This is a genomic window from Metabacillus niabensis, assembly GCF_902829255.1.
In the GTDB taxonomy this organism is placed as follows: domain Bacteria; phylum Bacillota; class Bacilli; order Bacillales; family Bacillaceae; genus Metabacillus; species Metabacillus niabensis.
The window spans coordinates 1-12,642 of record NZ_CADEPK010000084.1; the positions used below are offsets into that span (position 1 = coordinate 1).

The 12,642-nt window shown below is 37.0% G+C and carries 12 protein-coding genes; 8 read left to right on the forward strand and 4 right to left on the reverse strand.

Annotation, left to right across the window (positions count from 1 at the left end):
- The first annotated feature begins 65 nt into the window (after window positions 1-65).
- From HU235_RS08885 to HU235_RS08895, 3 genes are all read left to right on the forward strand, one after another.
- Window positions 66-386 (forward strand): hypothetical protein, encoded by a 321-nt coding sequence (locus HU235_RS08885; protein ID WP_174879983.1) that lies wholly within the window; start codon window positions 66-68, stop codon window positions 384-386.
- Between the two features lie 61 nt (window positions 387-447).
- Window positions 448-2,712, forward strand: a complete 2,265-nt coding sequence (secDF, locus tag HU235_RS08890; protein ID WP_174879984.1) for a protein translocase subunit SecDF — start codon at window positions 448-450, stop codon at window positions 2,710-2,712.
- 317 nt (window positions 2,713-3,029) lie between these two features.
- Window positions 3,030-4,433, forward strand: coding sequence for an amino acid permease (locus HU235_RS08895; protein ID WP_174879985.1), 1,404 nt, complete (start codon window positions 3,030-3,032; stop codon window positions 4,431-4,433).
- Window positions 4,434-4,721: 288 nt separating this feature from the next.
- On the opposite strand, the gene HU235_RS08900 is transcribed toward HU235_RS08895, so the two are convergent.
- Window positions 4,722-5,486 (reverse strand): sulfite exporter TauE/SafE family protein, encoded by a 765-nt coding sequence (locus tag HU235_RS08900; protein WP_095299499.1) that lies wholly within the window; start codon window positions 5,484-5,486, stop codon window positions 4,722-4,724.
- 394 nt (window positions 5,487-5,880) lie between these two features.
- Here HU235_RS08900 and HU235_RS08905 point away from each other — a divergent pair, with 394 nt between their 5' ends.
- The gene (locus HU235_RS08905) at window positions 5,881-7,137 is read left to right on the forward strand and encodes a DUF445 domain-containing protein (RefSeq protein WP_095299500.1); all 1,257 of its coding nucleotides are present in this window, start codon (window positions 5,881-5,883) and stop codon (window positions 7,135-7,137) included.
- 246 nt (window positions 7,138-7,383) lie between these two features.
- Window positions 7,384-9,174, forward strand: a complete 1,791-nt coding sequence (gene cstA, locus HU235_RS08910; protein WP_095299501.1) for a carbon starvation protein CstA — start codon at window positions 7,384-7,386, stop codon at window positions 9,172-9,174.
- 53 nt (window positions 9,175-9,227) lie between these two features.
- Here cstA and HU235_RS08915 read toward each other — a convergent pair whose 3' ends face one another.
- The gene (locus HU235_RS08915; protein ID WP_095299502.1) at window positions 9,228-9,704 is read right to left on the reverse strand and encodes a small multi-drug export protein; all 477 of its coding nucleotides are present in this window, start codon (window positions 9,702-9,704) and stop codon (window positions 9,228-9,230) included.
- A gap of 236 nt (window positions 9,705-9,940) precedes the next feature.
- Between HU235_RS08915 and HU235_RS08920 the strand changes: the two genes are divergently transcribed.
- Both HU235_RS08920 and HU235_RS08925 read left to right on the forward strand, forming a co-directional pair.
- Window positions 9,941-10,165, forward strand: a complete 225-nt coding sequence (locus tag HU235_RS08920; RefSeq protein ID WP_095299503.1) for a helix-turn-helix transcriptional regulator — start codon at window positions 9,941-9,943, stop codon at window positions 10,163-10,165.
- The gene (locus HU235_RS08925) at window positions 10,146-10,574 is read left to right on the forward strand and encodes a hypothetical protein (protein ID WP_174879986.1); all 429 of its coding nucleotides are present in this window, start codon (window positions 10,146-10,148) and stop codon (window positions 10,572-10,574) included. The genes HU235_RS08920 and HU235_RS08925 overlap by 20 nt, the downstream gene beginning before the upstream one ends.
- 119 nt (window positions 10,575-10,693) lie before the next feature.
- On the opposite strand, the gene HU235_RS08930 is transcribed toward HU235_RS08925, so the two are convergent.
- Both HU235_RS08930 and HU235_RS08935 read right to left on the reverse strand, forming a co-directional pair.
- Window positions 10,694-10,978, reverse strand: a complete 285-nt coding sequence (locus HU235_RS08930; RefSeq protein ID WP_370877249.1) for a YkvA family protein — start codon at window positions 10,976-10,978, stop codon at window positions 10,694-10,696.
- 112 nt (window positions 10,979-11,090) lie between these two features.
- Window positions 11,091-11,477, reverse strand: a complete 387-nt coding sequence (locus HU235_RS08935; protein ID WP_095299506.1) for a sporulation protein — start codon at window positions 11,475-11,477, stop codon at window positions 11,091-11,093.
- A gap of 486 nt (window positions 11,478-11,963) precedes the next feature.
- On the opposite strand from HU235_RS08935, the gene HU235_RS08940 reads away from it, so the two are divergent.
- Window positions 11,964-12,642, forward strand: a 679-nt coding sequence (locus HU235_RS08940) for a purine/pyrimidine permease (protein WP_174879987.1), incomplete at its 3' end; no start/stop codon positions are given.

Sequence of the window (12,642 nt, forward strand, 5' to 3'; positions counted from 1 at the left end):
ATTATACTTATAGTATAATTACTAGGGTTAAGGAAAAGGAAAGGATAGGATAGGTGATTTGCATGATGAAGTTTTGTTCAATATTAATCGTATCAATCGTAATGTTCATAATCCCTGTTCTTAATTTAAAGGACCAGCCTGAAGTTGATCCTTTAAAACAAACCTCCTTTACCTCACTACTTTTTGATCATGAATTTGAGATGACCCAAATCGCATCTCTCCTTGAATTGCAAGCATCAAAGCTTTTACTCGCCTATCGAGGATATGATCAGAATGCGATTCAATTAGTATTACATAATCAGCTAGTACTTAATGTAATCGAATTTTTTTCTCACGATAAACCGTTTTTCATTGTGAAGAAATTTCAATCGAATTATCTCATCTAACTAAAAAAAACATATTACAAATTGAAACAAATTCATAATGAAAATAAGGAGAATTTACTTAATGGTTAAAAAAAATCGAATTATTGTCTTTTTTATTTTTCTGATTGCTTTTACAAGTGTAATGGTCGCCTCATCTAGCGGGATATTAAAAAATATTAAGCTAGGTCTTGATTTACAGGGTGGCTTTGAAATACTTTATGAAGTAAATCCTGCTAAAAAGGGACAAGTTATTGACGAGCAGGCACTTGCTGCGACAGCAGAAGCATTAGATAAGCGTGTCAATATTTTAGGTGTAAGTGAGCCGGTTATCCAAATCGAAGGTGATAATCGCATTCGTGTCCAATTAGCTGGAGTCGAGGACCAAAATGAAGCGCGCGAGATTCTATCTACTGAAGCAAATCTATCGTTCCGAGACGCAAATGATAAGCTAATGATGGATGGTACTGACCTAAAAGAGGGTGGAGCGAAGCAAACCTTTGATGAAAATGGAAAGCCTAGCGTTTCGATTGAATTGAAAAGTGCTGACAAATTTAAACAAGTAACACAAGAAATTGTTAATCAAGCACCAAACAATGTGTTAGTTATTTGGCTAGACCATGAAGAAGGAAAGGATTCCTTTGCAGCAGAAAGTCAAAAGGCTAAGCCAAAATATATTTCAGCTCCAGTCGTTAACCAAGTCTTTAGCCAAGATACCGTGTCAATTGTCGGTGATTTTACAGTTGATGAAGCGAAAAATCTTGCAGACATTCTTAATGCAGGGGCATTGCCAGTAAAGCTTGATGAAATTTATTCCACTTCTGTCGGGGCTTCATTCGGACTACAGGCAATGGATAAAACCGTATTTGCAGGGGTAATTGGCGTATTGGCCGTCTTCCTATTTATGATTTTCTATTATAGATTTCCTGGCTTTATCGCTACAATTACGTTAACAGTATACAGTTATTTAACATTATTAGTTTTCGATTGGATGAATGTTGTCTTAACATTACCAGGTATTGCGGCACTTATTTTAGGTGTTGGTATGGCCGTTGACGCGAATATTATCACATATGAGCGGATAAAAGAGGAAATAAAAGTCGGAAAATCGATTAAAGCCGCCTTTAAAGCAGGGAACCAAAGTTCATTTTCTGCTGTTACAGATGCAAACTTAACAACATTATTAGCATCAGCTGTTCTATTCTTTTATGGAACAAGCTCTGTAAAAGGCTTTGCAACAAGCTTAATAATCGGGATTCTCGGAAGCTTTATCACAAACGTATATCTTTCTAGATGGTTACTAGGTCTATGGGTGAAAAGTGGAATCTTTAATAAAAGACCAGGCTGGTTTGGTGTCAAGAAAAAGGAAATACACGATATTTCCGAAAACTTCGATACGCTTGATTTGCCAACTAAATTTGACCGATTTGATTTCGTAAAACACCGTCGTAAGTTTTTTGCGTTCTCTGGCATTTTACTAGTTGCCGGGATTATTTGCTTAGTCGTGCTTCGTTTAAATCTTGGAATTGACTTTACAAGTGGAACAAGAGTGGAGCTGCTTGCAGATAAAACTCTTAATACAGAAATGGTAGCGGATCAGCTTGAAAAACTAGATTTACCTACAGATGATATCGTCATCTCAGGTGATGAGAATAACATGGCTGTTGCTCGTTTCAAAGGTAATCTCTCAAAAGCAGAAATTGCCTCATTAAAGAGCCATTTCACTGATGAATTTGGAGCAGAGCCAAATGTAAGCAGTGTAACACCGACAGTCGGCGAAGAGCTTGCGAAAAACGCAATGAAGGCGTTGCTTATTGCAGTCGTTGGCTTAATCATTTTTGTAACGTTCCGATTTGAGCTTCGCATGGCAGTTGCAGCAGTTATTGCTCTTTTATATGCGACATTCTTTATCATCCCATTCTTTAGCGTTACAGGTCTAGAGGTTGATATTACCTTTATTGCAGCGTTATTAACGGTTGTTGGTTATTCGATTAATGATACAATCGTAACCTTTGACCGAATGCGTGAAAATATGCAGCGCAGAAGGTATTTAAAGACGTACGAGGATATCGTTGATGTCGTGAATACAAGTCTTCGTCAAACATTAGGTCGCTCTGTTAATACAGTATTAATGGTTGCGATAACGGTCATTGCCTTAATGATTTTCGGTAGTGAAGCAATTCGACCATTTTCAATCGCCTTGCTTGTTGGGTTAATTGTTGGAACATATTCTTCTATTTTTATCGCAGCACAGCTCTGGGTAGAATGGAAAAATAAAGAGCTGAAGAAGAAGGGCGTTATTAAAACATTTAAAGAAAAACGTACGTATTCTGATGAACCACAAGTATAATCATTGATAGTAATCAAGAGTTAGACACTTCTATAAGATTGATCAATGCTTGACGACGGTCAATTTATAAGGTGTCTAACTTTTTTGTTGTGTGAAAATTTATTGTTGATTTCTTAGCAATTTAATTGATGGTGAAAAAACATGTAGGGCCTCGGACTGCCCGAAGAAATAATAATCAAGGTTAACAGCTCCTCTTTTATTATTTGGCGGAGGAAGCCTTAGATTATGATCGAGATTTTTTGGAATACTAGGAGTTATCTAGTGGATGAACTTGATAGATAACGTAGAAATATCTAGCTATATTTGGAGGATACATCATGAAAGAGAAAAAATGGGGTCTTTTCATTTTAACATCGTTAGTAGTCGGCAACATGGTAGGCTCCGGAATTTTTATGCTGCCAAGTACGCTTGCTCAGACAGCAAGCCCTTTAGGTGTTACCTTTGCCTGGCTCTTGACAGGAGCTGGAGTTTTGATGATTGCCCTCGTATTTGGCAAATTATCAATGAGAAGACCTGACTTAAAAACTGGACCACAAAGCTATGCGCGGGAATTGTTTGATTCTCCCCGTAAAGGGAATATCGCTGGGTTTTCAATGGTATGGGGATATTGGATTGCGAATTGGATTAGCAATGTTGCAATTATTACTAGCTTTGCCGGATATCTATCAACTTTTTTCCCAATAATGAGAGATCCGTCTATATTATTTGTTTTCGGTAATCAGGAAATTGAGTTAGGAAGATTTGTCACATTTATTATTTGTACTGTTTTGTTATGGGGAACTCACTTTATTTTAGTTACGAATTTAAATGTAGCGGGAAAATTAAATGCCGTTGCGACGATTACAAAAATCATTGGCTTTGCCCTCTTTATTGTCGCAGCCTTATTCACATTTCAAAAAGCCAATCTAGGGGATTTTTACACACCGATTGTAACTTCAGATGGAGAAACCTATGGACTACCGAGTCAAGTGAATATGGCCATTATCTCAACGCTTTGGGCATTTGTCGGAATTGAGTCTGCTGTCATTTTATCGGGAAGAGCGAAATCGCCACGAGATGTAAGTCGGGCAACGGTGTTTGGCTTATTAATTGCATTAGCTATTTATATGGGGATTACATTATTAATTATGGGCGTATTGCCACAAGATGAATTAAGAGCATCTGATAAACCCTTTGTAGATGCCTTATCGGTCATGATTGGCGACAATGGAGCAACTGTTATGGCGTTACTCGCGGTAGTATCTTTATTTGGCTCAACAATCGGCTGGATTCTTTTAAGCGCTGAGGTTCCTTTTCAAGCAGCGACAAAGGGTGTTTTTCCAGCATACTTTGCAAAAGTGAATAAAAAAGGCAACCCGGTTCGTGCCTTAACAATGACAAATGCAATGTCGCAAATATTTATTTTTTCTGTTATCTCTGGGACGATAAGCGAAGCATATACCTTTTTAACAACTTCTGCTACACTGGCCTATCTAATCCCATACTTAGTATCTGCGCTATTCTTCTTAAAGCTTATATTAAAGGGCCAAACCTATGAACTTGATAAACGCCCAAGAATAACAGACGGAATCATCGCGATACTCGCACTAATCTACTCCCTCTGGGTCATCATCTCAGGAGTAGCAGACCTAAAAACATTCCTACTAGGAATCGGACTATTCATCGCCGGAATTGCCCTATACCCAATTCTTAAAGTAGGGGACAGTCCCCCATTAAAATGATTTCTCTCAAACAATGCCCTGTTTATCGAGAATAAGTAGTTTTATGGGGACAGTCCCCATAAAACTAAAATCAGTAAATAGGGAGATGAAAAGTCCATTTTGCAGGGGGAATCCACATATATCGAATCCTAAAATAAAAAAATTAATAAAAAAGGGGGACAGTCCCCAAGTCCACAAAAAGAGCATTTAATTCAGATGATTAAATGCTCTTTCTCATAGGTTAAAATAACAATCTTTAGTTGTGATGTTCATCAATTTATCTATAGCTTCCTTATCTATTTGCCTTTATTAAATAAGCTTCAAACCACTAAATAAAATAATCGTTGCCATCACAGCCTGTAGTGGTTTAGCGGCGACTTTAGTGGATAACTTACTACCAAAGATTACTCCGGGAATAGACCCAATTAAGAGGTTGGCTGTTAGCATGTAATCAACGCTTCCAAAGCTTGCAGTAAGGATACCAGCAACTGTTACTAGTAAAAATGCATGAGCGATATCAGTACCTACAAGTTCCGAAGGCTTTAATTTATACAAATAGAGCATAGCGATCGCGAATAGTGAGCCAGAGCCAATGGATGTTAAACCAACGATAAAGCCGAAAACGACACCTATTAATATCGTTAGAGTCTTCTTCTGATCCAAAGGAAGCAATTGCCAGCGGTTCGGACGGATTTTTTTATCAAAAAATACCCGAATAATAATTGAGATGGCTACAATTGTTAACACATAGCCAAGCGCATGCTTAATAATTTTTTCTTGATGCTCGTGAAATGCTGGAAACATGTAAAGAGTGGTAATTGCAACTACAGCACTAGGAATACTTCCCATCGCCAAATATTTTACCATTTTAAAATTAATCGTTTTTTGCTTCCAATGCTGTCCAACTCCAAATAATTTCGTAATCGAATTGTAAACAAGATCTGTTCCTACTGCGATGGTAGGATTTATCCCTAATGCTATAAGAAGAGGAGTTAACAAGGCAGCTCCACCTACACCAGTTAAACCTACTAAAATGCCAACTGCTAATCCCATTACTACGATACTAACGCTCATTTTGTCTCCTCCTAAAATAAACCCGAGTATATCTATATGATTTTATAACATTCACGAAGGTTAGTAAACAAATATTCTAAATATTTTCACTAAATACTTTATTACAAACACCCAAAATTGGTGAATTTGAAATCTTAAAATGCCTAAGAACTATTTTTTAAAAGAACATCCTGCTTAGTGGAAAACTTATCCAGACGTACCTTTGAAGAGGCTTCACCGCCTGACCAGCTTAAGCTGAGTATCTGTAATCGAAGACAAAAACAGCAAAAGTAATATGTAAAAAGCAACAAGCCTTGTGAAAACAATATGATTAAAAATTGAGGTAACGAGATAATGTATGCTAATATTTTGTTTTAGGGAAGATCTTTATTTCTTATAAGAATGAGGTAATAGAATGTCACCAAAAACAAAGGAATCGAAAAAAATTGCGACATATTCACTAATTATTATGGGTGTGGGATTTATTGCGACAATTCCCTTTCAAGGTTCGATTTGGATCGATTTATTGCAAGGTGGATTTGAGGCTGGGTTAGTCGGTGGTTTAGCCGATTGGTTTGCCGTTACTGCACTATTTCGTCATCCACTTGGCCTGCGTATCCCACATACAGCATTGCTCCCGAATAATCGCCAAAGAGTAACAAATGCGCTCGTATCCATGTTAAAGAATGATTGGCTTTCTAAGGAAAGCATCCAAGACAAGGTGAAGCAAATTTCTTTTACGAACATGTTAATCCCGTTAGTAAAGAAGGAAATCGAAAAGGAGCGCTTTAAAAAGACAATCAGCAAGCTATTAAGGCAAGCAATTGAGTATGTAGAGGTTGAAAAAATAACACCGTTTATTAAAAAACAATTGGAAATGACGATCTCGAATTTAGATTTGAAAAAGCTTTTAGACCGTTTAAGCTCTGTCCTGCTTAAAGAACAGGTGGACGAGAAGGCATTAGATTATGTGTTAAGAGAAGCTGAAACTTGGCTAAGTAAGGAAGAGACAAGCCGTCGTCTTGGAGCTGTGACGATGAACGTTTTAAGCAAGGTTCAAGTTGATGGAGTACTTCAGTTTGCTCTTAAATCGATTCAAAGCTTGCTGAATGAGGAAAAGATGGGGAATATTGTGAAGAACTTATTGATGAGTGGTATCAAAAGTTTAAAGCATGCGGAAGAACCAAATCGAAAAGCACTCATTCAGTATATTCGCAAGCAAATGATTGGAATGAGCGAAAATCAACAGCTCGTTAGTGGAGTCGAAAAATGGCGAGAGAAGCTTTTAGCAAATTGGGAGCCAGATGAACAAATCACAGAGACGCTTAGCAAGATTAAGCAAAATGTTATTGAGATCATTGAAAGCGATGATTTTATAGAACGCTATCTCATGCCGATGACGCAGTATTTACTAGAAAAGGTAGAGGAAAATCAAGAGGCGATCGATTCGTGGATTAAAGTGCAAATCGCGATTCTTGTTGAAAGAAACCACGCACAAATTGGCAATCTCGTTCAAGAGAATTTGGATAAGCTTGATACAGAAACGTTGATAGATATGGTAGAGAATAATGTCGGCAAGGATCTGCAATGGATTCGAGTGAACGGGGCGGTTTGTGGATTCATTATCGGGATAATATTAACAGCAATCCATGGTTTAATAAGTCTCGTATAGAATTAAGATAGCAATTGAAATAAAAACAAAAAAGGCAATACTGCATATCAATAGAGCGGTATTGCCTTTTTGTATTTGTCGAAATACATCGAGACAACAGCTACTTATTTATGAAAATCCCGCTTCGCCAGTTCATGCAAGTTTAACAAAAGCATTTAATAGAAAAGAAATAGAAAACCTTCATATTTTACATGTACACATCGTAGGATGGAAATAGACGTTAAAAAAGGAGGTTAAGACAAAGTTATGAATGCGATTACAATAGTTATTGCTTCGATGTGTATTTTAATGATCGCCTACCGTCTCTATGGAACCTTTATGGCTGTCAAAGTACTAAAGCTGGATGATTCTAAGCCAACGCCTGCGCATGAAGTAAATGATGGCAAAGATTATGTACCGACAAACAAATGGGTCTCATTTGGACATCATTTTGCCGCAATTGCAGCGGCAGGACCTTTAGTTGGACCAATTTTAGCTGCACAATTTGGCTATTTGCCTGGTCTGCTCTGGTTATTAATTGGAGCCGTTATCGGTGGGGCAGTACATGATGCAGTTGTTCTCTTTGCCTCAATGCGGAAAAAAGGAAAATCGTTATCAGAAGTAGCAAAAGAGGAGCTTGGACCTGTTGCTGGATTTTGTACAGGACTTGCGATGCTTTTTATTATCACGATTACAATGGCTGGTTTATCGATGGTTGTTTTGCATGCGCTTGAAAAAAATCCGTGGGGAACCTTTGCTGTAGGAACTACAATTCCGATTGCGATGGGAGTAGGGCTTTATTATAAGAAAACGGGTAATTTAAAATTAGCATCAACCGTAGGCTTTATTTTACTTATGCTCGCGGTTTTTATTGGACCTTCGATTCAAGGGACAGCTTTAGGAGATTTCCTCACGTTTGATTCAAAGACATTGGCACTTATTTTACCTATTTATGCATTCTTTGCCGCAGCATTACCAGTTTGGCTATTGCTTGCACCAAGGGATTATTTAAGCAGCTTTATGAAAATTGGCGTCTTTCTTGCCTTAATTATCGGGGTGTTTATCATTAATCCATCCATCCAATTCCCTGCGGTAACAGAGTTTGTTAACGGTGGCGGTCCAATTTTAGCAGGACCAGTTTGGCCGTTTATTTCAATAACAATTGCCTGCGGGGCGATTTCTGGCTTCCATGCCTTCGTTGGTTCAGGGACAACACCGAAAATGCTCGACAGATGGAGTGATATTAAGGTAGTAGGCTTTGGGGCGATGCTAGTCGAATGCCTTGTTGGTATCATGGCTCTAATTGCAGCAACTGCTTTACAGCCAGCAGATTATTTCGCAATTAATTCTACTCCAGAAGTATTTAAAACATTAGGGATGGAAGTTATTCATTTACCAGAGCTTGCCCGGGAAATTGGCTTAGATTTAGAAGGAAGAACAGGTGGCGCGGTAACTTTGGCAGTTGGGATGACCTATATTTTTACTAGTATCCCATGGTTTGAAAGCCTATCATCCTACTTCTTTCAATTTGTCATTATGTTTGAAGCAGTGTTCATTTTAACTGCGATAGATGCAGGTACACGAGTTGCTCGGTATCTCATTCAAGACTTTTTCGGAGAATTTTATAAACCTTTGAAAAGGACGGAGTGGTTACCAGGGAATATTTTCGCTAGTGCACTAGCCTGTTTGATGTGGGGGTACTTGCTTTATTCAGGAGATATTGGATCGGTATGGGCATTATTCGGTGTTTCAAACCAGCTTATGGCTTCAATTGGATTAATCGTTGGTGCAACTGTCATCTTAAAAATCGCCGACAAACGAAGATATATGTTAACATGTCTCATTCCGCTTGCCTATTTGTTTGTTACCGTTAATTATGCAGGATATTGGATGGTGAAGCATGTTTACTTAAATCCAGCAGCAGCCGGCTATAATGTATTAAACGCTATACTTTCAGTCATTATGCTCATTCTTGGGGTAGTGATCTTTATATCAGCAATTAAAAAATGGCTAGAAATCTGGAATACGCCACGCAGACAGCTAGAGGCTACTTATTAAGTAAGAAAAAAAGCTAGGGTTGGGCTCCACACGAAGATACCCAACCCTAGTTTTTAAATGATTTCCATATATCTAAATCCGTAAATAGAACCTATCGTCAATGCAATTGTCCAAATTGCGAGACTGATAGCAAGCCACATAATAACCCATCTACGAGATGAACCGAAAGTCAATGCTAATACGGCTGCTAGGTCTGTACCAACTAATCCTGGTGCGAGTATTGCTAACCCCGGGAGACCATACCGTTCCCATAGCCGTCTCGCCCTTGTTTCCCTTTTGGTTGGACCAGTAATCCCCTTTTTTGCTCTTCTTTTTTCTCGCCACTTTGAGAACTGTTTAAAAAAGAGTCCTAAAATGACGACCATAAGAAAGTTTCCTGCAAAACCAATAATCCCTACGGCAATAGGATTCAGCCCTAACCCAACCCCAAGTGGGACAACAATGAATACATCTAATAGCGGTGCTGCTGCAAGTAAAAATAATACTATATATTGCCAAATTCCTTCCGACTGTTGCAACCATTCCATCATAAGTTTAAATCCTCCAATTTTTATCTGTAATTACCTATACGTGTAATTTGAGAAAAAGTTTCATAAATTCCAAATAGTGTATCATTTGTTATGAAATAGAATGGAATAAGGATAGTGTGCACTATTGTAACAAGGCATTTGATGATGGCAGAAAGCAAAAAACACAACAAGATGTAACATATATATTGAATTATGTAATATATATGTTACTATTTTAGTGGGAGGGATGAAAAAGTTTGGAAAATAAAGTTAAAATAGCCCGTGTACAAGTTGGTTTAACACAGCAACAATTGGCTGATCAAATCGGTGTCACTCGCCAAACAATTAGTTTAATTGAAAAAGGGAAATATAATCCAACCTTAAAGCTCTGTCTTGATATTTGTTATGCAGTTAATAAAACGCTTGATGAAATATTTTGGAAGGAAAAGGAGAATGGGGAGAATGAAAAAAATAACAGATGAACGCTTAATCTTGCAAAATTTAAAAAATATTCGATTTGCCTACGTGATTCAAACTGCTGGAATTATTGGGATACTAGGCTTTGACTTCATAACTAATGGACTAGAAGGTATGAGAGAAAATCCTTTATGGCTTGTATTCATGATAACAACGGTCATTTCTCTCTATTTATCGATGAATATTAGTGTAGACCATGAAAAAAGCAATAAAGCCCCGAAAAAGGGTTTGACGATTTCACTTCTTGTAGCAGTCATGATCTCTTCAGTAGTTGGCTTTCTCGTAACATTAACAGATGGATATACAATAAATGATGGTTTGGTGGCTGGAGGGATATTATTTCTATGTAGCCTTGTGCCAGTCTTTTATATCTACTATTTACGAACAAAGCAAGAGGATGATTATGACGAATAAAAAGGGAAACCTACTAAAAAGTGATAAGTTTCCCCTTTTTGATATATGCTTGAAATTGATTTGACTTGTATAAATCATATTTTTATACATAAACATACAATTTACGTACTTGCTATTTCTTAAGTAAGTCGATACTTTTCTTTTAGTGATTCTGGTGCCATTTGAATCGTTCTCTGCAAAATAAAGGTAGCGATCACAACATCATCAAAAATTCCTAATACAAGTAAAAAGTCAGGAATCAAATCATATGGGAAAAAGATATAGACAAGCAACAAGATGACTGAAATGCCTTTTTTGCGAAAAGGTACTTCCTTTGAGAGGAAAAACTCCTTTAAGAACGGGATGAATTTCCAAAACGTCAGGATAAATTTTATTCTTTTAAAAAATTTGAACAAGTAAATCACTCTTTCTTAGTAGGTATACTAATGAATATATTTTCTAGGATGATTGTATTTTAGTAGATTTTTTTAGTATGCCCAATTTCCTTTTTATCTGAAAGGAGAAACCCTCTTATTATTAGATGACTTGAATAATATCCTGGTCTTTGCTTTCAACACCTTTATTAAACGTTAATTTTGTTTTAAAGCGATAGGATATCGTTTCTGATGAACATGGGATATCCTCAGGTAACTTGAACGTAAATGACACCTGGCTATCTTCCTCTGAATTGATTTGCTTTGATGACAATACCATTGCTGTATCAAGGACTTTTTCTTCACCTGTTTTTTGATTTAACAAGACTAAATCACATTCAATTCTTTTTAATTTCTGTTCAATTGTTCCGCCTTTAATATAAAAGTATCCGTTAATTAATTCGCCCTTTTTATAGGTTTCCTTTGGCAAAATAAGATCAATCATCGCAGATCCAACACCTAAAAGTGACATATATTTCCTAAGTAACATACGTTTGTTTTCCTCCTAAATTTTTGTAGTCTTTTCATCTATTATCGTTAATGCTTCGATGTTTTTCTGTAATTTAAGTTACACCTTTCATTCTCCTTTATCGGATCTAGGTAGAGTTAGAAGGTATAAAAAAACCTTTACCGATTGAGGTAAAGGTTTTAGATACAAATAAAGACCTTTACCGTTAAGTAAAGGTCTTGCTAACAACGTTTGCGTTGCCAACATAGCCGAGAGTGATAAAAACACTCTGTAATGACGACTTTGTTGTAAAAGCTACTCCCCTTTAGGAGATCCGATATTGATTTGAGAATATCATAAAATATTTTTCTATCAGCGTCAATAGGTTTTTGAATATTTATTAGGTAATTTGTGACAAAAATGTTAATCGCTTCACGCGGTGAATTTAATCACTCTTTGTTTTAAAAATTTTTTTGCGATAATATGAATGTTGAAGAAAAGGTTAAGAGATTTTAGGAGGATCATAAAATGAGTAAGTCGATGATAACAGCTACATTTGGTTCAATCCAGTGGTTGTTTTTTATTTTTGCAAATGTAGTAGTAGTCCCGATTTCAATAGGGGCTGCATTTGATATTCCAGCATATGAGGTCGCAACAATCCAACGCAGCTCATTTATTTTTACGGGAATTGCATGCATTCTGCAGGGGGTGTGGGGGCATCGCTATCCGATTATGGAAGGTCCTTCAGGAGTAATATGGGGACTTGTTCTAAATTTATGCTTTTCGGCCTCATCGCTAGGTATGAGCTTAGAGGAAATCGGTGGCGGGATTGCAACAGGGATGATACTAGCAGGAATTTTTACAATGATTCTTGCAATCTTTAATCTGTTTCCGCTAATCAATAAAATTTTAACACCAACAGTCATGAGTGTTTATTTATTTTTACTTACCTTTCAATTAGTATTTACCTTTTTTACAGGGATGCTAAAAATAAATGATAACGGAAAGCTAGATCTCCCTATTTCACTTTTTTCAATTGTGATCGTCATCTTTGTCTGTTTGTTAAATATATTAGGAAAGAAAGCAATTAGTAATTTTTCAATCCTTATCGGGATGATAGTAGGATGGATTGGCTATGATCTATTATTTCCGGAAAATATAGCGATGGCGAGCAAAGCAAGCTCACTCACCTTGTTCCCGTTTGGGC

Excerpts from the sequence above, each read along its gene's own strand:
- HU235_RS08885 (WP_174879983.1), top strand. The coding sequence starts at position 66 with ATGAAGTTTTGTTCAATATTAATCGTATCAATCGTAATGTTCATAATC.
- secDF (WP_174879984.1), top strand. The coding sequence starts at position 448 with ATGGTTAAAAAAAATCGAATTATTGTCTTTTTTATTTTTCTGATTGCT.
- HU235_RS08895 (WP_174879985.1), top strand. The coding sequence starts at position 3,030 with ATGAAAGAGAAAAAATGGGGTCTTTTCATTTTAACATCGTTAGTAGTC.
- HU235_RS08900 (WP_095299499.1), bottom strand. The coding sequence starts at position 5,486 with ATGAGCGTTAGTATCGTAGTAATGGGATTAGCAGTTGGCATTTTAGTA.
- HU235_RS08905 (WP_095299500.1), top strand. The coding sequence starts at position 5,881 with ATGTCACCAAAAACAAAGGAATCGAAAAAAATTGCGACATATTCACTA.
- cstA (WP_095299501.1), top strand. The coding sequence starts at position 7,384 with ATGAATGCGATTACAATAGTTATTGCTTCGATGTGTATTTTAATGATC.
- HU235_RS08915 (WP_095299502.1), bottom strand. The coding sequence starts at position 9,704 with ATGATGGAATGGTTGCAACAGTCGGAAGGAATTTGGCAATATATAGTA.
- HU235_RS08925 (WP_174879986.1), top strand. The coding sequence starts at position 10,146 with ATGAAAAAAATAACAGATGAACGCTTAATCTTGCAAAATTTAAAAAAT.
- HU235_RS08935 (WP_095299506.1), bottom strand. The coding sequence starts at position 11,477 with ATGTTACTTAGGAAATATATGTCACTTTTAGGTGTTGGATCTGCGATG.